This is a genomic window from Mesorhizobium sp. CCNWLY176 (assembly GCF_037153935.1).
GTDB classification, from domain to species: Bacteria; Pseudomonadota; Alphaproteobacteria; order Rhizobiales; family Rhizobiaceae; genus Mesorhizobium_M; species Mesorhizobium_M zhangyense.
Genome location: NZ_JBBBDZ010000002.1, coordinates 233,153 through 256,331, shown reverse-complemented (window position 1 = coordinate 256,331; position 23,179 = coordinate 233,153). Strand labels below are relative to the sequence as shown.

Below are 23,179 nucleotides of genomic sequence, written 5' to 3'. Positions count from 1 at the left end.
CGGTGCCCGCACCCTTCCAGCATTTCGAGCCGCACGGCCGGGGCGGACCGCGCATCCGGGAGATTCCGCTGCGCATGGTCCTGCCGAACCTGATCACGGTTCTGGCGATCTGCGCCGGCCTGTCGGGAATCCGCCTCGCATTCGAGGCTCGCTTCGAGACAGCCGTCGTCATGGTACTGATCGCAGCCTTCCTCGACGGCATCGACGGTCGCATCGCGCGGGCACTCAAGGCGACGTCCAAATTCGGCGCGCAGATGGATTCGCTGGCCGACATCGTCAATTTCGGCGTGGCGCCGGCGTTGGTTCTCTATGCCTACCTGCTCGATCGCGCCGGATCGTTCGGCTGGATCGCAGCGCTTCTGTTTGCGATCGCCTGCGGTCTGCGGCTGGCGCGGTTCAATGTGCTGGACGAGGATCAGGACCGGCCCGCATGGCAGGCCGAGTATTTCGTCGGCGTGCCGGCACCGGCGGGTGCTGCCATCGTCATGCTGCCGATCTATCTGGTGTTCATCGGCGCGATTGCGCCGGACCGAACCTTTGGCTTCATCTGCTCGGGCTATACGGTGCTGATCGCCTTCCTGCTGGTCAGCCGCTGGCCGGTCTATTCGGGCAAGAAATGGCGGGTGCCGGGCGACAAGGTGCTGCCGCTGATCCTCGGTGTCGTGCTTTACGTGCTGCTGCTGGTGACGTTCCCGTGGCAGACGCTGTCTGTCTCGGTGATCGCCTATCTCTGCTTCCTGCCGCTCAGCGCCAGCGCCTATTCGCGCCGCTCGCGGCTCGAGGAAGCGAAGGCCAAGGAAGCCGCCGCAGCCGCACCGCCCAAGACGGAATAGGGCGGTAGAGATCGTTTGATAACTCGCCCTGCCGAGTCATATGGCGTGGTTTTCGAGAACCGGAGCGGAGCGTACATTTGGGTACGTGAGCACCGGAAGCGCAGAAAACTGCGTCAGATGGCCGGCAGGGTAGAGTTTGCAAACGGTCTCTCAGGCAGCAGCCTCCAGTCCGAGGCGCTCGATCGCCAGCTTGCGGGCCGACACATAGTCGGTCTTGCCGGAACCGAGCAGCGGGATCTCGCCGACCTTGACGATGTCCTGCGGCACCATCAGTTCGGCGGCACCCGACAATTTGCCGTACTGCCGCAGCAGCGAGGGATCGGCATCGCCTGCGGTGGTGATGAGCACGATACGCTCGCCGCGGCGCTTGTCGGGCACGGCGACGGCGGCGTGATGCTCTTCCGGCCACAGCGACTGCACCAGCATCTCGACAGCATCCAGCGACACCATCTCGCCGGCGATCTTGGCAAAACGCTTGGCGCGGCCGCGAATGGTCAAAAAACCTTCGCGGTCAATGGAAACGATGTCGCCGGTGTCGTGCCAGCCGCTGCCCAGCGATTGAAGCACGCCGGGCTGGTCGGCGGTCATATAGCCGAGCATGACATTGGGCCCCTGAAGCCAGAGCCTGCCGCCCTCCGGGATGCCTTCGACCGGCTCCAGCCGCATCCGCATGCCCGGCAGCAGCCGTCCGACCGTGCCGTCGCGATTGTGGGTGACCGTGTTGACCGACACGACCGGTGCGGCCTCGGTCAGTCCGAAACCCTCGATGATCTCGGCGTTGAAGCGCTCGCGCCAGATGCGCCGCGTGTCGGCCTTGACCGGCTCGGCTCCGGCCACCGCGAAGCGCAGGCTCGAAAACTCGTCGCCATCGGCATTGCGCGCATAGCCGGCGAGGAAGGTGTCGGTGCCGAACATCACGGTCGGCCGTATCTTGGCGGCGATGTCGGGGATGATCTTGTAGTGCAGCGGCGAGGGGTAGAGGAACAGCCTCACCCCCGAGACGAGGGGCAGGATCGTGCCGCCGGTCAGCCCGAAGGAATGGAAGGCCGGCAGCACGTTGAGCAGCTTGTCGTCGGGGCCGATATTGATGCGGGCCTCGGCCTGCATGGCATTGGCGACGAGGTTGCGGCTGGAAAGCACCACCGCCTTCGGCGTGCCTTCCGAACCGGAGGTGAACAGGATGACGGCCGGTTTGTCCGCGTCCTGGCTGTGAACCGGCCACCAGTACAGGCAGCTTGCGGCGATCTTGTCGAACAGGCTGGTGCTGTCGCGCAGCTCTTCGATCCAGACGAATTTCGCGCCGCCTTTTTCCGCTGCCTCAACGATGTCAGCCAGGCCGGCTTTCTCGATGAAGGCATGGGAGGAGACGATGGTGCGGATGACGGCGGTGCGCACGGCGGCGGTGACGCTGGCGGGTCCGGCGGTGTAGTTGAGCATGGCAGCAACCCGGCTTGCCGAAACGAGCCCGAGCAGCGAAAGCACCATGCCGTTGGTGTTGGGCAGGAGCACGCCCACGGCCTCTCCGGGGGCGCTGAGGCGGGCAAAGCGCTGGCCCAGCACCCGCGCGCCGATAAGCAGCCGCTGGTAGCTCAGCGCGCCACTGACCACATCCTCGACGATAGGGTGGCCGGCACCATAGCGGAAGGCTGCGTGGCGGACGGCCTGAAACAGGCTGCGTTTGGGATCAGCGGCGGCAAGACGCGCCTCGGCGACGCGATCGAACAGCGCATCAGATGGCCGCATGTCAGTATCGCCGACCATCTGCTGGATCGTCATCGGCTCCAGCGTGCTGACGGTCAGCCTCGGAAACCAGCTTCGCGGCGCTTTTTCACGCGGTGTCAGCGAAAAGGGCAGGTGGCGCGCGCCGTCGATGAAGACCGGGATGATCTTCGCGTCGGCCTGAAGCGCTATGCGCGCCACGGCACGGTAAAGCCGGAAGGATTTCACGTCCGGCTCGACATCGGCGGGGATGTAGACGGCCAGGCGGCCCTTGCCTTTCAGTACGCGCACCAGCCGGCGGCTGACGAAGACATGCTCGGCGTTGAAGGCGATGGTGCGGCCCAGTTCCCGCCATGGCTCAAGCCAGTGCGATCTGGCCGACCTCTCGTCGAGAATGTGCAGCGTGTTTTCCGGCAGCAGCGCCAGCATGAGCGCGGGATCGAGCCGCGACTGGTGGGTGACGACGTAGATAACCGGTGCTGCCGCATCTCGCGCCGCCCGCATTTTGCCGTCGCGCACCCGATAGATGAGCTTGAGCGGCAGGTAGAGCAGTGCCTGATGAAACGTCATCCCCAGGCGCACCTTTTGCCAAAGTGCTGCCGCCAGATAGGCCAGAAGCAGGCAAAGGGCGATCTTTGCGGTCAGGATCATGCCTCACTCCCAACGCATGTTTTTGGGCGGCTCTTTCCGACCGCTTCGATCAGGAAACTAGACGATGCTGCGGGAAGGTCAATGAGGTCGTCTCGGTCTCGCATTTCATTGCCTCGACGCACTTGTTCATTACCACGCCCGCATTCTGCGTCTGGCTATTGAAGTGGGAAAGCGGACGCATGGCTTGCGCCTGTCTTTTTAGTTTTATGTGACGCTTGCCATGCGCCCGCCGACGCTCTTGTCCCGCTCAGTCGCCTCCACATTCGCGTGGCCAGCCGCCGCTAAGACCCGGGCTTAGGGGTTCATCACCCAGCAGCACCACCGTAGTGCCACCAGCCCGGACGCCGTCCCCTCCACGCTCATCCGGTTCATGACCCGTGTTCCCGTGAGGGCGACGCGGAGATTATGCGGGCAGCGTTTGGGGTGTGGATAAATCGGGCGTGAAAAAATGTTCAGGTCTAATGAGAACAATGGGTTGAGTGGAAATTGGGTGAAAATCTTTCCACGCCTTCACGCCGAAAATCTTGTACGGCTGAAAGCTCTTTGAAGCGACGCAGGCGTAAAATCAGCCACAGCAGATAAAGCCCGGACAGTTCCATGACTCCACAACAAGCACTCGCTCATGACGCCTGGCGGGCCTGGCATCCGACCGAACTTGCAAGCTGCCTGAGCGGCGTTTCCAGGCCCTGGTGCATCGTTGGAGGCTGGGCGCTTGACCTTTGGCATGGATACCAGACGCGCGATCATGAGGACCTTGAGTTCACGATCCTGCGTGAAGACCTCGCGACCTTCCGGCAAGCGCTGAAGGGCCTGGAATTCTACACGGCCGGAGACGGGATTGTTGAGTATTTGCAGACGGATGCAGCGCCGCCGGCGACCATTTCCCAGATATGGTGCCAGGACGTCGAGCAAAGGTGCTGGCGCGTGGACATGATGATCGAGCCGGGATCGCCGGACGGTTGGGTCTACAAGAGAGACCCGGCTATTGCCCGGCCGCGCGCTGAAATAGTGAACATGACTTGTGATGGGCTTCCCTATCTAAAGCCGGCGGCCATCCTGCTGTTCAAGGCAAAGCACAGGCGCAGCAAGGATGAGATCGACTTTGAGAATGCCGTACCGAAGTTGGAAGCATCGGAGCGTGCATGGCTGAAAGCCTGTCTTGAGATTACCCATCCCGGTCACGAGTGGGCGCAGGCGCTGTAGAAGCGCCGCACTTCAAAGAAAAGCCGGCCACGAGGGACCGGCTTTGGAGTAAGGGGGACGGGCGGGGGGTTGGGCATAAGGGGACAGCCCGTCCAGCATCAACAACGCACGCTCCGCAAATTGGTTCCCAAAAAAAGAATCTTTCTTGAAGAAATTTTTGAGCTCTTGCAAATGTCTGAAATCACGCGCTTTTCATCTCTGAAACGCGCATCCGGCGCGCCACCTGCCAGTCTCGGCCGGCATGGGCAAAGACCGCCGCAAGCACGATGACCCCGCCGGCAAGGCTTGCGACCGGCGGCAGTTCGGACAGGAACAGCCAGCCGAAGAAAATGGCGAAGGGCACTTCGGCCGAGCCGAGCAAGCCGGCCTCGGCGGCGGGAATGAGCCGCGAGCCCTCGGTCCAAAGCACGGAGGCAAGGGCGAACGATACACCGAAAGCCGCAAGAAGCAGGGCGTCGCGCGCGGAAATGGCCAGCGGATCGGTGACGAACCAGCCCAGCACGAAAAGCAGGAAGGCCGACACCGCACCGGCCCACACCACCGGCGTGTCGCGGAATTTCCGGATCAGCACCATGTAGAGCGCGCTGGAGAAGGTCATCAGCAGTGCCAGCCCGTCGCCGAATGGCCGGCCGGTGCCGATGCCGGAAAACACCATCAGGCCGACGCCGGCGAGCGACAGGCAGGCGGCGAGCATGGTCTGCGAGCGAACACGTTCGCGCACAAGAAGCCAGGCCAGAAGTGCGGCCACGAAAGGCGCCGTGGCGTAGATGATCGCGACATTGGCGACATAGGTGTTCTTGAAGGCGGCGATGAAGGCGATGCTGGCGAATGCTCCGATCACGGCCATCAGCCAACCACGCCAGCCGAGGCGCAAAGGCTTAGGCGCGGTTTCCTTGCGGCGTCGCCAGAATACATAGGCGGTGATCAGCAATCCGCCGGCAAAGCCGCGCCAGCAATTGATCGTCAGTGGGTCGGCATGGATCGATTTGGTCAGCACGCCGGCAAGGCCGAAGACAGCCGCCGAGGCGCTGACGAGCGTCACGCCGAGCATGCGTTCGGTCGATTGATCCAGTTCCATGATTATTCCCTTACGCGGCAGCGAACCGCAGATTACCGCATCGCCCCTGCCACCGCAGTGTCAGGAGGAAGAAGCTATACGCGTTTGCGCAGATGCTCGCTGGCAATGATGACCACGCCGGCAAGGAAGATGAGGGCTGCGCCGATAAAGACCTCGCGGCGGGGAATGTCGCCCCAGATCGCGTAGCCGAGCGCGAAGGCCCAGATCAGCGAGGTGTATTCGAACGGCGCGATGACGGAGACGGGCGCGCGCTTCATGCCTTCGAAAAGCATGAACTGCGCCACGCCGCCGAGCGAGCCGACGATCATGAGAAGCAACGCTTCCTGCCAGGTTGGGGTCTGCCACAGGAAGGCCATCGGCACGCCGGCGATGACGAGGAAAAACGCATTGTTGAGGACGAGTTGCACCATCGTGCGCTCCTGCAGCGCGATCTTGCGCATCAAGACGATCGCCAGCGCCCACAGGAAGGCGGCGGCAAGCACCATGGCGACCGGCAGGGTTATGCCGAGCTTGCTCGGGTCGCAGGCGATATAGACGCCGACGAAGCCGATCAGCACCGCAATCCAGCGCACCAGCGGCACCTTCTCGCCAAGGATGAAGATCGACATGATTGTTATGATGACCGGGGCGGCGAAATAGATGGTGGTGAGCTCGGCGAGCTGGAGATATTTCGCGGCACTGTAGAAGCACAGCCAGGCAAGCAGCGTCAGGAAGCTGCGCAGCAGCATCGCCTTGACGATGGGCGAGCGGGCCGACTGGACGAGGAGTTCGCGCCCGCCGATCAATGCGCAGCCGACAAGCACGGTGGCGCTGCGGAAGAACAGGATCTGCCAGACGGTAAGTCCCGTCACGAGCAGCTTGATCGAGGCGTCCTGCACCGAAAACAGGAAATAGGCGACACCGGTGAGCATGATGCCGGCGTAGATCTTTTCGCGCGTGTCGAGAACGACGGCATTGGTCATGGAGTGGCCCTGCGGAATGGCGCTGCGGCGGGTGAACCAGCAGCAGCCGAGCTATACGACTGCCGCCGTCCGCCCGGCTACGCCAGCCGCAGCCGAGCGTTGGGGCAGGGCGTGGTCACGTCTTGCTGCCCCAAGGGCGCGCCGGCGTGATATGGTCCGGTCAAAAGCGCAATTGGGAGGCTGGCATGAACGCCGACGAACTGAAGTCATTGCAGGCACCGCTGAAGCAGGGTTATCGCGACGACCCGGCGCAGGCGCTGATAACGCTGCGGGCAAAGGGGTCGATCGACCAGCAATCCATCGCCTGCAAGGTGGAGACGGGCAGGGCGCTGGCGGTGGCCGGTCTTCATCCGGCGACGGGCGGCACCGGGCTCGAACTCTGCTCCGGCGACATGCTGCTGGAGGCGCTGGTCGCCTGCGCCGGGGTGACGCTGAAGGCGGTCGCGACAGCACTTGAATTCCGCCTCGAAGGTGCGGCGGTGGAAGCCGAGGGCGACCTCGATTTCCGCGGCACGCTGGGCGTGGCAAAGGATGCGCCGGTGGGCTTTCGCGCGATCAGGCTGCGCTTCGACCTCGACACGGACGAGCCGCAGGACAGGATCGATACGCTGATCAAGCTGACCGAACGCTATTGCGTGGTTTTCCAGACCATCAACAGCAAGCCAGACCTGTCGGTGACGGCGAAAAACCATCGCCCGACGGCGAAGCTTTAGGAGTCGGGCGGCCTATTCGGGCATCCGGTAGCTGACAAAACGGCCGTGCTGGACCTGGAAGAGCTTTCCGGTCTCGGTCAGCGCCGGGCTGGCCAGCGGCAGGATTTTTGCGGCGGTCTCGGCGGGTTTCGGCAGCGTATCGGGGTCTTCGCCCGGCATGGCCTGCGCGCGCATGGCCGTGCGGGTCGCGCCCGGATCGACGGAATTCACGCGCAATGCGCTGTTTTTCGTCTCGTCGGCCCAGGAGCGGGCCAGCGCCTCGACTGCCGCCTTTGACGCCGCATACGGCCCCCAGAAGGCGCGGGCGGAGTGTGCTGCACCCGACGACAGGATGATGGCGCGGCCGGCGTCGGACTTGCGCAGCAGCGGGTCGACCGAGCGGATCAGCCGCCATGTGCCGGTGACGTTCACGGCCATCACCTTGTCGAACACTTTAGCCTCGACATGGCCGAGCGGCGAGATGACGCCGAGCGCGCCGGCATTGGCGACGAGAATGTCGAGCTTGCCCCAGCGGTCGTTGATGGCGCCGCCGAGACGGTCGATGCCGGCCATGTCGGTGAGGTCGAGCGGCACCAGGGTGGCTTCGCCGCCGGCCTTCTTGATCTCGTCGTCGAGGTCTTCGAGCCCGCCGACGGTGCGGGCAACTGCGATAACATGCGCGCCGGCTGCCGCCATCTGTTTGGCGATCTGATAGCCGATGCCGCGCGACGCGCCGGTGACGAGCGCGACGCGCCCCGAAAGGTCTGGAATTTCAGTCATTTATTGCCCGCCGGTAGCCAACAGCGACAAGGTCCGCACATTGTCGGTGCCTTCGAGGTCGAGCAGGCGGGTGGGGTATTCGCCGGTGAAGCAGGCGTCGCAGAATTGGGGCTGTTCATCTACGCGGCTCGCTTCGCCGACGGCGCGGTAGAGGCCGTCGATCGACAGGAAGCCGAGCGAATCGACGCGGATGAAATCGGCCATCTCCTCGACCGACATGCGCGATGCCAGCAGCTTGGCCTTTTCCGGCGTGTCGACGCCGTAGAAGCAGGAGGCGCGGGTGGGCGGCGAGGCGATGCGCATATGCACTTCCCTGGCGCCGGCTTCGCGCACCATCTGCACGATTTTCTGGCTGGTGGTGCCGCGCACGATGGAATCGTCGACCAGCACCACGCGCTTGCCCTCGATCATGCGGCGGTTGGCGTTGTGCTTCAGCTTCACGCCCATGTGGCGGATGGAATCGCCGGGCGAAATGAAGGTGCGTCCGACATAGTGGTTGCGGATGATGCCGAGTTCGAACGGAATGCCGGCCTGCTGTGAGAATCCGATCGCGGCGGGCGTGCCGGAATCGGGCACCGGAACAATGATATCGGCATCGATCGGGCTCTCGATGGCAAGTTCCATGCCGATGCGCTTGCGGATGTCATAGACATTGCGGCCCTCGACGGAGGAATCCGGCCGCGCGAAATAGACATATTCGAAGATGCAGAAACGCGATTTCTGCGGCTCAAAGGGAAAATGGCTCTCGATGCCCTTGCCGGTGACGACGACCATCTCGCCGGGCTTGAGATCGCGCACGAAACGCGCGCCGATGATGTCGAGCGCGCAGGTCTCGGAGGCAAGGATCCAGGCGCCGTCGAGGTCGCCCAGCACCAGCGGGCGAATGCCGAGCGGATCGCGCACGCCGATCATCTTCTTGGAGGTCAGTGCGACCAGCGAGAAGGCCCCCTCGAGCTGGCGGATCGCCTCGATGAAGCGCGCGGTGATGTCGCGCTCCTTGCTCGTGGCGACGAGGTGAAGGATCGTTTCGGTATCCGAGGTGGATGAAAAAATCGAACCCTGCTTCTGCAAGGTGCGCTGCACGGTGAGCGCGTTGGTGATGTTGCCATTGTGGGCAACGGCCAGACCGCCGGTGGAAAGCTCGGCAAAGAAGGGCTGTACGTTGCGCAGGCCGGCGCCGCCCGTGGTGGCGTAGCGCGTGTGACCGATGGCGCGGGTGCCTTGCAGCCGGTCGATGACCGACTGCTTGGTGAAGGTGTCGCCGATCAGGCCGACATGGCGCTCTACATGGAACTGGCTGCCGTCATAGGAGACGATGCCGGCGGCTTCCTGGCCGCGATGCTGGAGGGCGTGAAGGCCGAGCGTGGTGATCGCGGCGGCTTCCGGGCGTCCGAAGATGCCGAACACGCCGCATTCGTCGTGGAAATGATCGTCAGCCTCTGCGGAGAGGAAGTTATCAGCGTCAACCATAGGGCCACGGACTCTGGTGTCGGAAAAGCGTCATATAGGGCAAGGGCGTCGACAATGCCACCTGTAATTCATCGGCGTCGATGTCGCAGCCATGTCGTCCGGCCGCCACTTCGGGCGCCTGGACGTACGCAATCAGTTGTTCGCCGGCGGCGCCTCTGCTGGCGCGTTGTCGGCCGGTGCATTCTCCGCAGGTGCTTCTGCGGGTGCATTGTCGGCTGTCGGTGCTTCCGTACCGGCTTCCGGAGCCTCGGTGCCGGTTTCCGGCTTCAGGCGCTTGAGGATCGAGTTTTCGGGGTCTTCCGGCAGCGCGTTTTCAAGCTTTGCGCCGATCGATTCCAGCAGCGGCTTCGACTTGGCGTTGGCGATCCACGCAGGCGGGTTCGAGCCGACGAGCCAGTTGAAGAACAGGAGGCCGACGGCAACGACCAGGATGCCGCGCGCCGCGCCGTAGAGGAAACCGAGGGTGCGATCGAGCGCGCCGACGCGGCTGTCGATGATGAAATCGGCGATCTTCATGGTGATGACGGTGACCACGATCAGCGCGATGATGAAGACGATGCCGGCTGCCGCGCCCATCGCCAGCTTCTCATTGTCGAGATGCGGCTGCACATAAGGCAGGACCAGCGGGTAGAAGAAATAGGCAGCCGCAGCGGCAGCAACCCAGGACGCAATCGAAAGAACCTCACGGGAAAGGCCGCGAACCATGGCGAGCATTGCGGAAACAAGCGTGAAGCCGACGAGAATTCCGTCAAGCAGCGTAATCGGCATGTCGTTCCCACTCCATGATGGCGCTTTGCGCCTTTCCGGGCCGCGCTGGCGGCGATCCGTTCAGTCGTCGTCAGTGTTCCGGCGAAGCGACCCCGCAATCCGCACCACGAGGTCCGTGAGCGTTGCGGGCTGGAAAGAGCCGGACCCGATTCCTCCGGATATTTCCTCGCTGCCCTTCGGCAGAACTGCCTGTCCAAAGCCCAGCTTTTCGGCTTCCTTAAGGCGCTGCTGCGCATGCGCAACTGGCCGTATGGCACCCGAAAGGCTGATTTCGCCGAAATAGACGCAATCGGCGGGAAGGGCAAGACCAGTGAGCGAGGAAACCAGAGCGGCGGCAACTGCAAGATCGGCCGCGGGCTCCGAAATGCGGTAGCCGCCAGCCACGTTGAGATAGACGTCGTGGGTGGCGAAGCGCACGCCGCAATGGGCTTCCAGCACGGCCAGAACCATGGCGAGGCGTGGTGAGTCCCAGCCGACGACGGCACGGCGCGGCGTGCCGAGCGGCGAGGGCGCGACCAGCGCCTGGATCTCGACAAGCACGGGCCGCGTGCCTTCCATGCCGGCAAAAACCGCAGCGCCCGGCGATTTCGCGTGTCTTTCGCCGAGAAAAAGCTCTGACGGATTGGCGACTTCGCGCAAACCCTTGTCGGACATTTCGAAGACGCCGATCTCGTCGGTCGGCCCGAAGCGGTTTTTTACCGTACGCAGGATGCGATAGTGATGGCCGCCTTCACCTTCGAAATACAGCACGGCATCGACCATATGCTCGACGACGCGCGGGCCGGCGATCTGGCCTTCCTTGGTGACATGGCCGACGAGAACGACTGCAGCACCTGTGGATTTCGCATAACGGATCATCGCCTGAGCCGACGAACGAACCTGCGTGACCGTGCCCGGGGCCGAATCGGCCATGTCGGTCCACAGCGTCTGGATCGAATCGAGGATGATCAGGTCGGGCCGCTTGCCGTCGGCGATGGTGGCGAGAATGTCCTCGACATTGGTTTCGGCGGCTAACTCGACGGCGGTGTTGGCAACGCCGAGTCGCTGGGCGCGCAGCCTGATCTGAGCAACCGCCTCTTCGCCCGAGACATAGACGATGCGGTGGCCGCGCGAGGCAAGCGCGGCTGCGGCTTGCGTGAGAAGCGTCGACTTACCGATGCCGGGATCGCCGCCGACGAGAATGGCCGAGCCACGCACGAAACCGCCGCCCAGCGCGCGGTCGAGTTCGCCGATGCCCGACGCGATGCGTGGCGCGTCCTCGATGTCGCCCGACAGCGTGGTGAGCGCCACGGCGCGGCCTTTTCGCGCGCTGCGCATCGAGGCCGGGCCGCTGCCGATGCCGCTGTTGGTGCCTTCCTCGATGAGCGTGTTCCACTCGCCGCAGGCATCGCACTTGCCGGCCCAGCGCGTGTGGACCGTGCCGCAATTCTGGCAGATGAACTGGGTGCGGGTTTTAGCCATGGTTCAGGAGCCTAGCGTTGCTGAGATGAGGAACCGCAGGATCACATATAGTCCCGCTAAAAAGACGGCCGCGATACCTAAGCCAATGACAATAAGAAGAAATTTGAGACGGGCAGGGGTTGCGGGAACCTGCCTTTCCGGACGCAGAGTGGTTTCACTCAAGGCAGCACGCACAGCTTCAGGGTATCCATGCTCAGCAAAATCCGAACTGGACAAGATCGATGACAGAACGTCGCGATGGCGACGTACCATCAAGGGCATTTCACTTATCAGTTGCTCGATATCCGCGTTCTTATGGCGGGAGAGGAAAAGCTCTATCGCATTTTTGTATTCGGGGTTCCGCTTCCCGGAAGCAAATAGATAGCGTCCAGCCTCGAGCCGATCGCCCATCAAAAGAAGGACATTGCCGTACTTTTCGAGCAACAGTTCGTCGAACAGTGGCTGCGTAAGCCTTCCCTGAAGCATCTCCTTTGCACGCCAAAGGCGACCGGATGACAGCTCCTCATCGACTTTCTGGAAGTCAACAGCGCCAGCGTCCGCCGACATACGCTACTCGAACCTCTCCGGCAGGTGATGCTCTTCCGCGAGATCGGAGAAGCGGGTGAATTCGCCGGTGAAGGCGAGCGAGACCGTGCCTGTCGGGCCGTGGCGCTGCTTGGCGATGATGACTTCCGCCTTGCCACGCACGTCGTTCATCTCGGTTTCCCACTTGATGTATTCCTCGGTGCCGGGCTTCGGCTCCTTGTTCTTGAGGTAATATTCCTCGCGGTAGACGAAGATCACCACGTCGGCGTCCTGCTCGATCGAGCCCGATTCGCGAAGATCGGAGAGCTGCGGGCGCTTGTCGTCGCGGCTTTCGACCTGACGCGACAGCTGCGACAGCGCGATGATCGGCACGCTGAGTTCCTTGGCCAGCGCCTTCAGGCCGGTGGTGATCTCGGTGATTTCCTGCACGCGGTTCTGCGAGGCCTTGGCGGAGGAGCCCTGCATGAGCTGAATATAGTCGATGACGATGACGTCGAGGCCGCGCTGGCGCTTGAGCCGGCGCGCGCGGGCGGCAAGCTGGGCGATGGAGATGCCACCGGTCGAATCGATGAAGAGCGGGATCTTCTGCATCATCTGCGAGCAGGCGACGAGCTTTTCGAAATCGTTCTCGGTGATTTCGCCGCGCCTGATCTTGGACGAGGGAATCTCGGTCTGCTCGGAAATAATACGCGTGGCAAGCTGTTCGGACGACATTTCGAGCGAGAAGAAGCCGATGACGCCGCCATTGGCCGCCTTGAACGAGCCGTCGGCCTGCTGCGCCGGCTCATAGGCGTGGGCGACGTTGAAGGCGATGTTGGTGACGAGCGAGGTCTTGCCCATGCCGGGGCGGCCGGCAAGCACGATCAAGTCGGACGGCTGCAGGCCGCCCATGCGCTTGTCGAGATCGCGCAGGCCCGTGGCGACGCCGGACAGATGGCCGTCGCGCATATAGGCGGCGTTGGCCATGTCGACGGCGGTCTTGACCGCATCGGTGAAGCTTTCGAAGCCGCCATCGTAGCGGCCGGTTTCGGCCAGCTCGAACAGGCGGCGCTCGGCGTCCTCGATCTGCTCCTGTGGGGCCATGTCGACGGGCGCGTCATAGGCGATGTTGACCATGTCCTCGCCGACCGTGATCAGCGCGCGGCGCGTGGCGAGATCGTAGATGGCGCGGCCATAGTCGGCGGCATTGATGACGGTGACGGCTTCGGCCGCAAGGCGGGCGAGATAGTGGGCGACCGTCATGTCGCCGACCTTCTGGTCGGCCGGCACGAAGTTCCTGAGCGTGACCGGATTGGCCATCTTGCCCATGCGGATCATCTCGGCGGCAATCTCGAAGATCTTGCGGTGCAGCGGCTCGTAGAAATGCGAGGCCTTGAGGAAGTCCGAAACGCGGTAGAAGGCGTCGTTGTTGACGAGGATGGCGCCAAGCAGCGCCTGCTCGGCCTCGATATTGTTCGGCGCTTCGCGATAAAGCGGTGTTTCGGCCACGCCGAACTTCTGTGCTGCCTCTGCCATGACTTCCCCGATCTTGCCTGCTCCCTGCCGTATCAGATGCCGTTAGCGGGCGGTGAACAAATCCCGACTTATCCCGCTTGTGCCCGCGATTCACAGCGGGTCGGAAAAAACCCACTCCTGGCGAGAATCCGATTGACGCGAATCAGGCTGACATCATAGCGCAGTGCGACGGGAACAAAACAGGAATATCCCAGCTGTTTTGCACGATCGTCATTTAGATACGGCATTGGCTCGGCAACGCGCTCATGCTGGTATGGCGCGGGACGATTTTTGTCAGGGAACCGACACCATGAGAGCCGCTAGCACCGCATTTATCGCCGCCCTGTTGCTGGGCAGCGTAGCCGGATTTTCCTCAGTCATTGCCGAGACCGCAGCAACCAAGGACCAGGTTGCGCTGTTCGCGACGGTCAAGGGCGAGGGAAAAACCGGCATCGCCCGCAAGACCAAACCCGTCGATGCCCGAGCCGCCGTGCCCGGGGAGGTGGTCGTCACCATCATCAAGGGCGAAGGCGTGGAGACGAAATCCAAGCCGGCGGAAGCGGGGGACTGGGTCGTGCGCAACCGCTGCCCGGAGACCGGCAATGAGGAAATACTGGTCAAGGCGGCCAAGTTTCCCACTCGCTATGGCGAAGCACAGTCCGAACCCGACGCTAATGGCTATCGCGCTTTCTCGCCCAAAGGCTCGGACATGGGCTATTTCATCGTTCCGCAGGAGATGGATGAGTTCACCTTCACCGCACCCTGGGGCGAGGCGATGGTCGCCAGGCCGGGCGACGCCATCGTGCAGGTGCCCGATGATGTCAGCGACACATACCGCATCGCGGCTGCGTCCTTCGCCTGCACCTACGAAATCGTGACGCCGGCGAAGCCCTGAGGCGGCAAAACGCGCTGAACCGCAAAAACGATCAAACGGACGGTTTCGGAAACGGGCATATCGGGCCATTGCCTGAAGGGAGTGACATGGACCCGGTATCGAAAGCGCTCTGGTTTGTCGAAAGCCACTTTGCCAAGGAGATTTCGCTCGACGATATCGCCCTTGTCGGTGGCGTCTCGCGTTTTCACCTGTCGCGGGCCTTCGTTGCCGCGACCGGCCAGTCGGTCATCCGCTATGTGCGCGGACGCCGGCTAAGCGAGGCGGCGAGGGCTTTGGCAGATGGTGCGCCCGACATTCTCGGCGTCGCCATCGATGCCGGCTATGGCTCCCATGAGGCATTCACGCGGGCATTTCGCGACCAGTTCGGGCTGACGCCCGAGGCACTGCGCGCGCAACGCCATATCGACAACATCGAACTCGTGGAGCCGATCATCATGTCCGATCAACCAACCGTCAAACTGGAAGAACCCCGCTTCGTGGAGGGCAAGGCGATGCTGATCGCCGGCCTTGGCGAGCGTTATGAATACGACAGGACCAACAATCTGATTCCGGCGCTGTGGCAGCGCTTCAATGAATATGAAGGAAGCATTCCCGGCGCGGTGCCGAATGCCTGGTATGGCCTGTGCTGCAATTTCGACGATACCAGCTTCGAATATGTCAGCGGCGTCGAGGTCACGGACTTTTCCGAAATGCCGAAGGAGTTCAAGCGCGTGAGGGTGTCGCCGCAGAAATATGCGGTGTTCACCCATCGCGACCATATTTCGGCGATCCGCGGCACGATGCATACGATCTGGAGCAAATGGCTGCCGGAATCGCAATACAAATCCGCTGATGCCCCGAATTTCGAGCGCTACGGCCCTGAATTCGACCCGCGCAGCGGAAATGGCGGGCTGGAGATATGGGTACCGATCAAGGGGTGATGCGGCAACTCATGCACTGCGCGGCGCGAACAGGATAATCGAGGCGCCGGCGATGCAGACAGCCGCGCCAAGAACGTCCCAGCGATCCGGGCGAACGCCTTCTGCCAGCCATAGCCATGCCAGCGAGGCGGCGATGTAAATGCCGCCATAGGTGGCGTAGGCGCGGCCGGCTGCTTCAGTGTCGACCAGCGTGAGCAGCCAGGCGAAGAGGATGAGTGACACTACGCCCGGCACCAGCCAGAACGGCGATTTCTCCAGCCGCCACCACGCCCAGAAGGCAAAGCAGCCGGCGATCTCGCAGATCGCGGCGGCGATGAAGATGGGAATGGTCATATAAGGGGCTTCCGGTTGAGGTTGGCACTGCCCCTCACCCTTACCCTCTCCCCGTAAGGACGGGGAGAGGGGGCGTTAACGTTGGAGCTTCCCCCGTCACTATACGGGGGTCCGAAGGACGGGCGAGACCCGTGGCTCGCCCCGGTCGGTGCCGGCAGACGGATGAGGGGCGGCGCGAACCCTGGAAGGAAAGCGCGATTACTCGCCCGCTTCGGGAATCCGCCGCGATCTCAGCGGCTTCTTCACGGTCTCGGCTTCCGGCTGGTGTGCAGCCTCGTGCATGGCGATCGCTTTCTCGCACTTGCCGATATAGTCGCGCGTCAGGGGCACGATGTCGTTGCGGCGGGTGAGCTGGATCTGGAACACCATGAGGTCCTGCCAGCGGAACGCGGCTTCCGAGCCGGCGAGATAGAACTCCCACATGCGGCAGAAGCGCTCGTCGTAGATTTCCTTGGCCCGCTCGCGGTTGGCCATGAAGCGTTCGCGCCAGTTCTTCAGCGTGTCGGCATAGTGCAGGCGCAAGACTTCGACGTCCGAGACCATCAGGCCCGACTTCTCTATATGCGGCAGCACTTCCGACAACGCGGGGATGTAGCCGCCGGGGAAGATGTGCTTGCGGATGAAAGCGTTGGTGGCCGAGGGCGGCCCGCTGCGGCCGATCGAATGCAGCACCATGACGCCGTCGGGCTTCAGCAGCGTGGCGACCTTGTCGAAGAAGGTGCGGTAGTGGTTGACGCCGACGTGCTCGAACATGCCGACCGAAACGATGCGGTCGAAACGCTCGGTCAGGTGGCGGTAGTCGCGAAGCTCGAAATGGACGTGGTTTTCCAGCCCTTCTTCATGCGCGCGCTCGGTGGCGACCGCATGCTGCTCGGTCGACAGCGTGACGCCGAGAACGTCCGCATCGAAGGTGCGGGCGAGATAAAGGCCGAGACCGCCCCAGCCGGAACCGATATCGAGCACGTTCTGGCCGGGCTTGATGCGCAGCTTGGCAGCGATATGCCTTTTCTTGGCGAGCTGGGCTTCCTCCAGCGTCATGTCTGGCCGCTCGAAATAGGCGCAGGAATATTGCATGTCGTCGTCGAGGAAGAGCTTGTAGAGCTCGCCCGAGAGGTCGTAGTGGCGTTGCACGTTGCGCCTGGAGCGGCCGGCCGTGTTCAACTGGTAGAATCGGCGGAAGGCATGGCGCAGGCCCTCGACGGCCTTCGTCCATGATGCCTCGATGCCGCCCGGACCCATATTCTGGAAAGCCACGCGCAACACGCCGAGAATGTCGCCTTCGACGACGTCCAGCTCGCCTTCCATGAAGGCTTCCGGCAGTGCCAGCATAGGGTCGAAGGCGATGGCGCGCTCGGCATGGCGCGTGTTGATGACGACATGGACGGGCTCGCCAGTGCCGTCGCCGAAAGTGTGGGTGGAGCCGTTCGGTCCGGTGACGGTGAGGTTACCGGTGCGAACGAGACGTTCAATTACACGTTGAAGCAGAATGTTCATGCCAAGGCACCCAATGCTGATTTCAATATGGGGTCGACATCATTCTGCGTCAAAGAGCCACGGCTGAAAATGTTCCAGCTTGTACAAAAAAGCCCGGGTTTTCACCCGGGCTTTGGTCCAGTTCACGAATGAACAATCCGCTTTTTAAAGCGTGATCAGGCTTCCTCGCCTTCTTCTTCGTTCGGGTCGAAGAAGTTGTCGGGGCGGGCGTTCTCGTTGATGTCGTCGCCGTAGATGGCTTCGGCCGAATCCAGCTTCTCGCCGGCTGCCTGGCGCTCGGCTTCGTCAGCCGTGCGGGCGATGTTCAGCGTGATGGTGACTTCGACTTCCGGATGCAGCGCAATCGCCACATTGGTCAGGCCGATGGTCTTGATCGGCTGGTTGAGCTCGACCTGGTTGCGGTTGACCGAGAAGCCTTCGGCGGTGACGATGTCGGAGATGTCGCGGGTCGAGACCGAACCGTAGAGCTGGCCGGTTTCGCCGGCCGAACGCACGACGGTGAAGGTCTTACCGTCGAGGCGGTCTGCGATTTCCTGGGCTTCGGACTTGCGCTCGAGGTTGCGGGCTTCGAGCTGGGCGCGCTGGCCTTCGAACTTGTTCTTGTTGGTTTCGTTGGCGCGAAGCGCCTTGCCCTGCGGCAGCAGGAAGTTACGGGCAAAGCCGTCCTTGACCTTGACGGTGTCGCCCATCTGGCCGAGGCGGGAAATACGTTCGAGAAGAATGACTTGCATGGTTCTGATCCTTGTTCGGTTTCGGCTTTCGCCGGAAATGATCGGAACAGGTCAGGACGCAGAGAGGGCGTTGCCGCCGGTGTCGCTGTCCTGCCTGTCGCGGCAGTTAGAGATCGTTACCGATCCCAACTCGGGATTTTACGCAGCTCCTGATCCGCGCCCGTCGCGGAGGAGAGTGTGATGGGCGGCAAACCGCCCACCACGGAAAGCTATTACTTCACCACGTAGGGCAGCAGGCCGAGGAAACGGGCGCGCTTGATCGCCTTGGCGAGTTCGCGCTGCTTCTTCTGGCTGACGGCGGTGATGCGCGACGGCACGATCTTGCCGCGCTCGGAAATGTAGCGCTGCAGCAGACGCACGTCCTTGTAATCGATCTTCGGAGCGTTGGCGCCGGAGAACGGGCAGGTCTTGCGGCGGCGATGGAACGGGCGCCGGGTCGGGATCTGATTGATGTCGACCATTATTCTGCAGCTCCTGCCTCATCGCGCGGCCGGCGCGGAGCGCCGTCACGGTCACCAAAATTGCGCGGGCCACGATCGCCACCGCCATCGCGGTCGCCGAAGCTGCGCGGACCACGATCGCCGCGGTCACGGTCGCCGAAGCTGCGGTTCGGGCGGTCGCCACGATCGCCGAAGCCGCGGTCGCCACGCTCGGAGCGCTCTTCGCGCTTCTGCATCATGGCGGAGACGCCTTCTTCATGAGCCTCGACCTTGACGGTCAGGAAGCGCAGGACGTCTTCGGAAAGACCCATCTGGCGCTCCATCTCGTTGAGAGCGGCCGACGGGCAGGTGAGATCCATAAGCGTGTAATACGCCTTGCGGTTCTTCTTGACGCGGTAGGTGAGGGACTTCAGTCCCCAGTTCTCGACCCGGCCAACGGACCCGCCATGCGAGGAGATGACACCCTTGTAGTGTTCCACAAGCGCGTCGACCTGCTGCTGCGAGAGGTCTTGCCGGGCAAGAAACACATGTTCGTATAGAGCCATTGTTCTTTGCCTTTCTTCGTTTCCCTGTCCGGTTCCCGGCGGCTAAAGCCTCTGCAACTTCTCTTTGACCTGCAAGAGCAGGGAAGAAAGGAGCATGACGAGACGGTCGAGAGCGGAGACACGGGAGGCGGAAGCACTTTTTGCTTCACACGGCGGCTCTTCTTGCGAAAAACCTCCGGCCCTCCGTTCAGCCCCCAGCTGGGACCGGCAGATTGCGGGCGTCTATACAGCATTCTGGCCGGAAGGCAAGGGCGGGAGCCGATCGCCGCTTTGGCGCCGGCTTCAGGTCGGAGGCGTCGGACGCAGAAAATTGCTGGTGCTGCGCCAACGCATCCTTAACCACCGCGTGAAATTGCGGGCAAGGGTACCCCGGAAATCAACGATCTCTTCACCCTGTTCACCCAGAAATCACGGTAATTGGCCAATTTGGGCGATCCGGGGGTACACTTTTATGCTCGTCACGCGGTTCTGGCGCTCGACCAGCGGCAACTTCGCCATGATGTTCGCCGTGTCGCTGCCCGTCATGCTAACCGGCGTCGGCTTTGCGCTCGACGTCTCCAACCTGATGTCGGCCAAATCCAGCCTGCAGAACGCGCTCGATTCGGCCGTGCTCGCCGCTTCCCGGCTGGCCGACAAGTCGACATCGCGCGACGATCTTTTCGACGGTTATTTCAAGGCCAACACAAACGGCCAGGGCAGCCTCGTCAACCCGTCTGCTCATCTGACGGTGGAGCAGGGCGTCAACTACATCAAGACCACTGCGACGGCCACGGCGGAGGTCGCCCTTAATTTCAGCTTCGTCTTCGGCAAGAGCGGGCATCTCTCAGTCAAGGCCAGCGCCTATGAATCGACAGCAAAGCTGGAAGTGGCGATGGTGCTCGACAACACCGGTTCCATGGGCGACGCCAATATGAAGGCACTGCGCGACGGCGCGACGCAACTCGTCAACATTCTCAAGCAAGCCAAGACGGAAAAGCCGGAACGCGAAATCCGCGTGGCGCTGGTGCCGTTCGTGACGGCGGTGAACATCAACGGCGTCGGCTTCAAGGACGAGTGGATCGACAAGCGGACAATTGTTCCGAAGGACGACAAAAGCACCAACGGAAACAATTTTGCCACCTACGCTGACGGTAGGCGCTATGGTCACTGGGATCTTTTCGTCAACAAGCTGAAGGTGGAATGGAAAGGCTGCGTGGAAGCCCGCACTTCGAAGTTCAACGCGGATGGCACTCCAAACCTGACCACTGACGCGTTAAATCTGGACGACACGCCGCCGGCCAAGCTCGTCTATACCGCGGCCGATCAAACGGGTAACGTAAAACCCGAGACTGTGTTCGTGCCCTATTTCGCGCCTGACGAACCCGGCGCTGCAAAAGCTTCCCCCAACAGCGCCACTGCGTTCAACAACAGCTACCTCAGCGACGGCAATAAAGCGGCGACGAAGGTTCTGCAAAAAACGCAGCAAATGGCTGTGGCCAAATACTCCAACGTCAGCATCAGGAATACTGCGGTGATCAACACGGCAGCTCCGGCAACAACCGGACCGAACTATGCCTGTCCGACCCCGATCGCGCCGCTGACCACCGATCTGGAGAGCCTCAAGACCGACATCAGCAAGATGGTATACTGGTATGGCTCGGGAACGAACGTATCCGAGGGGCTAGCGTGGGGTTATCGCGTCCTGTCGCCGGGCGAGCCCTACGACCAGGGTGACGCTTTCAATTCGGACCAGACGTCCAAGGTCGTGGTTGTGTTCACTGATGGCGAGAACAACGTTTTCGGCGCATCGAGCGAACTGGCCAATCAGTCCGACTACGGCGCTTACGGATATTTCGACACCTACCGCATGGGCACGAGCAGCTCGACCAGGGCCACTGCCTTGACCAACGTCAACACCTGGACGGACGCCATGTGCACGCGCCTGAAGAACCAGGGCGTCAAGGTGTTCACCGTCGTTCTGGGTGCCGACACGGCTGCAAACCGCAAGCTCTACAGCGGCTGTGCCTCGACGCCGGCGAACTACTATCCAACCAAGGATGCGACCCAGCTCAAGGCCGCCTTCGACAACATCGCCTATGCGATTACGGACCTTTACGTTACCAACTGACGGTTTTTCTTTACGCAACTCCGGACGGAAAACCGCAGCGCACTTTCCTGGAATCGCCGTCGTCAGTCTCAGGTAGCCGGCACCGGCTTGCCCGTCGTTTCGGGGAAGAACTCCGGTGCGGCGTGTCGCTTGCCGAACATCATGTCGTATTGCAGCAGGCGATAGTCGCGGATCTCGGGATCGATCTCCTTGGCGCGCGACCAGTCCGGCAGGGCTTCGTCGTTCGGCGTCACCAGCATGTTGCGGTCGACAACGCGGAAATGCTCGCGCACGCCGCCGAGGAAGCCGGTGTAGTAGGGGTGGCTGATGCCGGCCGTTTTCAGCACATGCAGCGGCAGGAAGGCCGGACTTATCGAGCCGATGTTTTCCGCCGGCCCGGTGCGGTTCGACCAGATGACCAGCGGCGTCTCATGCTGCAGGCTCATCTCGGGCAGCGGCGCCTTGCGCGGTGCGACCTGGTCTTTCATGAACCCGGTTTCGATATAGACCGGCCCCAGCGGCGGCAGGTGGTCGCCGAAGAAGGCGATGACGGTCGGACGCTCGCGGTTCTTCGCCCATTCGATCAGCCGCGCGAGGCCCTTGTCGCCGTCGGAAGCACCTTCGGCATAGCTCAACACCGAATCGCGCGCCGTCTGGCTGACATTGCCCGAGACGGTGTGGCTGGTGTCCCAATAGCGGTTCGGCTCATAGGGGCCGTGATTCTGCAGCGTGACGGTGAAGATGAAGAACGGATCGCGCGTGGCATCGGCCTGGCGAATGATCTCCTCGGTCAATGCCTTGTCGGACACCAGCGGCCCGCGTGAAGCGAGCGGCGGCAGATTGTCGGCCGACAGGAAGGTGTCGAAACCGAACGCCTGATAGACGGGCGTGCGGTTCCAGAACCAGCCGCCGAAAGGATGGATCGCCTTGGTGGCGTAGCCTTCGCTCTTCAGGAAGGTGGCGAGCGAGGGAATCGGGCTGCGCACATATTGCTGATAGGGAATGCTGCCATAAGGCAGGAAGGCGTTGGAAAAGCCCGTCAGCGCCTCGAACTCGACATTGGCGGTCATGCCGCCGAACTCCGGCGAGAAGATATGGCCGGATTCGAGCGAGCGCACATTGGCGATGGGGTCCGGCGTGATCTCAAGGCCCGGCAGCCGGGTCGGATCCCAGAAGGATTCGTTCATCACGATGATGATGTCGGGCTTTTCAGCGGGCAGCACCGGGGCATCGGCCTCGGGCCGCGTGATTGCGGCGATGGCCTTGTCCGAATAGCCCGCCGGGGCCAGCACCTTTGCCATCGGCACGTTGAGCGCGAAGGCGATGGCGAAGCCGTTGCTGTTATAATTCTCCTTCTGGTCCCACATAATCGGGATGATCTGGAGACGGTCACGCGCCCAGGAGAAGGTCGCGTAGTCCATGATAGAGCCGAAGAACACCAGGGCCGGCAGCGCCAGGCCGAGGCGTGTGATGCGCGCGCGCCATGACAGTGCCGGTATGCGGCGGCGCCAGAACTTCCAGGCATAGACCAGCATGGCAATCGCCGCGATCGCCCCGACTGCCATGAAAACCGCCGACATCGGGCGCTGCCGCACCAGAAGCGGCGTCAATTCGACAATCTGGCGGGCATAGAGAAAGTCGGTCGGGTAAAGTGGATCGCCGAGATAGAGCGATTTCTGATGGCCTATGAAGGCCAGGAGCAGCGCCAGCGGCGCCACCAGCAGCAAAGCGTGATGCGCGCGCCCAAGCAGGGCGTCGAGAAACACCAGCACCAGCGCAAAGATCACGACGGTTGTCCAACCCGGCCGGAACGGCTGCTGGAAAAACAGCAATGTCTGCTCAAGCGAGCCGCGAACGATCAGTTCGACGGAAAATACCAGAAGTGCCGATATTATGACGGTAAGCGCCAGGGTTCGGGCAAGATGGAGCGCCTGCACGCGGCGTTTTGCACGGCCGCGGGCACTCTCACATACCGTATTCCCTTGTGCCACAGTAAGCCGATTGGACAACTCACGAACCTCGAACGCGAAACTAAACCGTCATCTCACTGTCATCGAACCGTCACAAAATCTAGCGTCTGTGTTCAAAATGGGAAGACC

Annotated in this window: 21 protein-coding genes; 6 read left to right on the top strand and 15 right to left on the bottom strand. The window is 62.3% G+C overall.

Features of this window, described 5'->3' with window-relative positions:
* Positions 1-2 precede the first annotated feature (2 nt).
* Positions 3-833, top strand: a complete 831-nt coding sequence (locus WBQ96_RS04120; protein ID WP_336547653.1) for a CDP-alcohol phosphatidyltransferase family protein — start codon at positions 3-5, stop codon at positions 831-833.
* A gap of 150 nt (positions 834-983) precedes the next feature.
* On the opposite strand, the gene WBQ96_RS04115 is transcribed toward WBQ96_RS04120, so the two are convergent.
* On the bottom strand, positions 984-3,203 hold the full coding sequence (locus tag WBQ96_RS04115) for an AMP-binding protein (protein WP_336547651.1): 2,220 nt from the start codon (positions 3,201-3,203) through the stop codon (positions 984-986).
* Between the two features lie 597 nt (positions 3,204-3,800).
* Between WBQ96_RS04115 and WBQ96_RS04110 the strand changes: the two genes are divergently transcribed.
* Entirely contained in the window at positions 3,801-4,406 is a 606-nt protein-coding gene (locus WBQ96_RS04110; protein ID WP_336547649.1) for a nucleotidyltransferase domain-containing protein, read from the top strand.
* Positions 4,407-4,587: 181 nt separating this feature from the next.
* Here the strand turns inward: WBQ96_RS04110 and WBQ96_RS04105 are convergent, their stop codons facing one another.
* Positions 4,588-5,484, bottom strand: a complete 897-nt coding sequence (locus tag WBQ96_RS04105) for a DMT family transporter (RefSeq protein ID WP_336547647.1) — start codon at positions 5,482-5,484, stop codon at positions 4,588-4,590.
* 74 nt (positions 5,485-5,558) lie between these two features.
* A complete protein-coding gene (locus WBQ96_RS04100; protein WP_336547645.1) occupies positions 5,559-6,446 on the bottom strand; it encodes a DMT family transporter in 888 nt (295 codons plus the stop codon).
* A 185-nt stretch (positions 6,447-6,631) separates the two neighbouring features.
* On the opposite strand from WBQ96_RS04100, the gene WBQ96_RS04095 reads away from it, so the two are divergent.
* A complete protein-coding gene (locus tag WBQ96_RS04095; RefSeq protein WP_336547643.1) occupies positions 6,632-7,159 on the top strand; it encodes an OsmC family protein in 528 nt (175 codons plus the stop codon).
* Between the two features lie 12 nt (positions 7,160-7,171).
* Here the strand turns inward: WBQ96_RS04095 and WBQ96_RS04090 are convergent, their stop codons facing one another.
* The 6 genes from WBQ96_RS04090 to WBQ96_RS04065 form a co-directional block, all read right to left on the bottom strand.
* On the bottom strand, positions 7,172-7,918 hold the full coding sequence (locus WBQ96_RS04090; RefSeq protein WP_336547641.1) for an SDR family NAD(P)-dependent oxidoreductase: 747 nt from the start codon (positions 7,916-7,918) through the stop codon (positions 7,172-7,174).
* Positions 7,919-9,388, bottom strand: a complete 1,470-nt coding sequence (purF, locus tag WBQ96_RS04085; RefSeq protein ID WP_165115524.1) for an amidophosphoribosyltransferase — start codon at positions 9,386-9,388, stop codon at positions 7,919-7,921.
* 132 nt (positions 9,389-9,520) lie between these two features.
* Complete coding sequence (locus tag WBQ96_RS04080) at positions 9,521-10,156, bottom strand: CvpA family protein (RefSeq protein WP_336547638.1); 636 nt, start codon at positions 10,154-10,156, stop codon at positions 9,521-9,523.
* A 60-nt stretch (positions 10,157-10,216) separates the two neighbouring features.
* On the bottom strand, positions 10,217-11,617 hold the full coding sequence (gene radA / locus WBQ96_RS04075) for a DNA repair protein RadA (RefSeq protein WP_165115528.1): 1,401 nt from the start codon (positions 11,615-11,617) through the stop codon (positions 10,217-10,219).
* Positions 11,618-11,620: 3 nt separating this feature from the next.
* Entirely contained in the window at positions 11,621-12,163 is a 543-nt protein-coding gene (locus WBQ96_RS04070) for a DUF6584 family protein (protein WP_336547635.1), read from the bottom strand.
* Between the two features lie 3 nt (positions 12,164-12,166).
* A complete protein-coding gene (locus tag WBQ96_RS04065) occupies positions 12,167-13,657 on the bottom strand; it encodes a replicative DNA helicase (protein ID WP_091912230.1) in 1,491 nt (496 codons plus the stop codon).
* Between the two features lie 289 nt (positions 13,658-13,946).
* On the opposite strand from WBQ96_RS04065, the gene WBQ96_RS04060 reads away from it, so the two are divergent.
* Entirely contained in the window at positions 13,947-14,531 is a 585-nt protein-coding gene (locus WBQ96_RS04060; RefSeq protein ID WP_336547632.1) for a hypothetical protein, read from the top strand.
* Between the two features lie 86 nt (positions 14,532-14,617).
* Positions 14,618-15,451, top strand: a complete 834-nt coding sequence (locus WBQ96_RS04055; protein WP_336547630.1) for an AraC family transcriptional regulator — start codon at positions 14,618-14,620, stop codon at positions 15,449-15,451.
* A gap of 9 nt (positions 15,452-15,460) precedes the next feature.
* Here the strand turns inward: WBQ96_RS04055 and WBQ96_RS04050 are convergent, their stop codons facing one another.
* The 5 genes from WBQ96_RS04050 to rpsF all read right to left on the bottom strand — a co-directional run bounded on the left by WBQ96_RS04050 (position 15,461) and on the right by rpsF (position 18,994).
* Complete coding sequence (locus tag WBQ96_RS04050) at positions 15,461-15,784, bottom strand: YnfA family protein (protein ID WP_336547628.1); 324 nt, start codon at positions 15,782-15,784, stop codon at positions 15,461-15,463.
* A 198-nt stretch (positions 15,785-15,982) separates the two neighbouring features.
* The gene (locus WBQ96_RS04045) at positions 15,983-17,278 is read right to left on the bottom strand and encodes a cyclopropane-fatty-acyl-phospholipid synthase family protein (RefSeq protein ID WP_336547626.1); all 1,296 of its coding nucleotides are present in this window, start codon (positions 17,276-17,278) and stop codon (positions 15,983-15,985) included.
* A gap of 155 nt (positions 17,279-17,433) precedes the next feature.
* A complete protein-coding gene (gene rplI / locus WBQ96_RS04040; protein ID WP_336547624.1) occupies positions 17,434-18,009 on the bottom strand; it encodes a 50S ribosomal protein L9 in 576 nt (191 codons plus the stop codon).
* A gap of 212 nt (positions 18,010-18,221) precedes the next feature.
* A complete protein-coding gene (gene rpsR / locus WBQ96_RS04035; protein ID WP_019170551.1) occupies positions 18,222-18,470 on the bottom strand; it encodes a 30S ribosomal protein S18 in 249 nt (82 codons plus the stop codon).
* A complete protein-coding gene (gene rpsF / locus WBQ96_RS04030; protein ID WP_336547618.1) occupies positions 18,470-18,994 on the bottom strand; it encodes a 30S ribosomal protein S6 in 525 nt (174 codons plus the stop codon). Before rpsF ends, rpsR begins: the two co-directional genes overlap by 1 nt.
* A gap of 451 nt (positions 18,995-19,445) precedes the next feature.
* On the opposite strand from rpsF, the gene WBQ96_RS04025 reads away from it, so the two are divergent.
* The gene (locus WBQ96_RS04025; protein WP_165115542.1) at positions 19,446-21,101 is read left to right on the top strand and encodes a TadE/TadG family type IV pilus assembly protein; all 1,656 of its coding nucleotides are present in this window, start codon (positions 19,446-19,448) and stop codon (positions 21,099-21,101) included.
* A 68-nt stretch (positions 21,102-21,169) separates the two neighbouring features.
* Here WBQ96_RS04025 and WBQ96_RS04020 read toward each other — a convergent pair whose 3' ends face one another.
* The gene (locus tag WBQ96_RS04020) at positions 21,170-23,017 is read right to left on the bottom strand and encodes an LTA synthase family protein (protein WP_336547615.1); all 1,848 of its coding nucleotides are present in this window, start codon (positions 23,015-23,017) and stop codon (positions 21,170-21,172) included.
* Positions 23,018-23,179 lie beyond the last annotated feature (162 nt).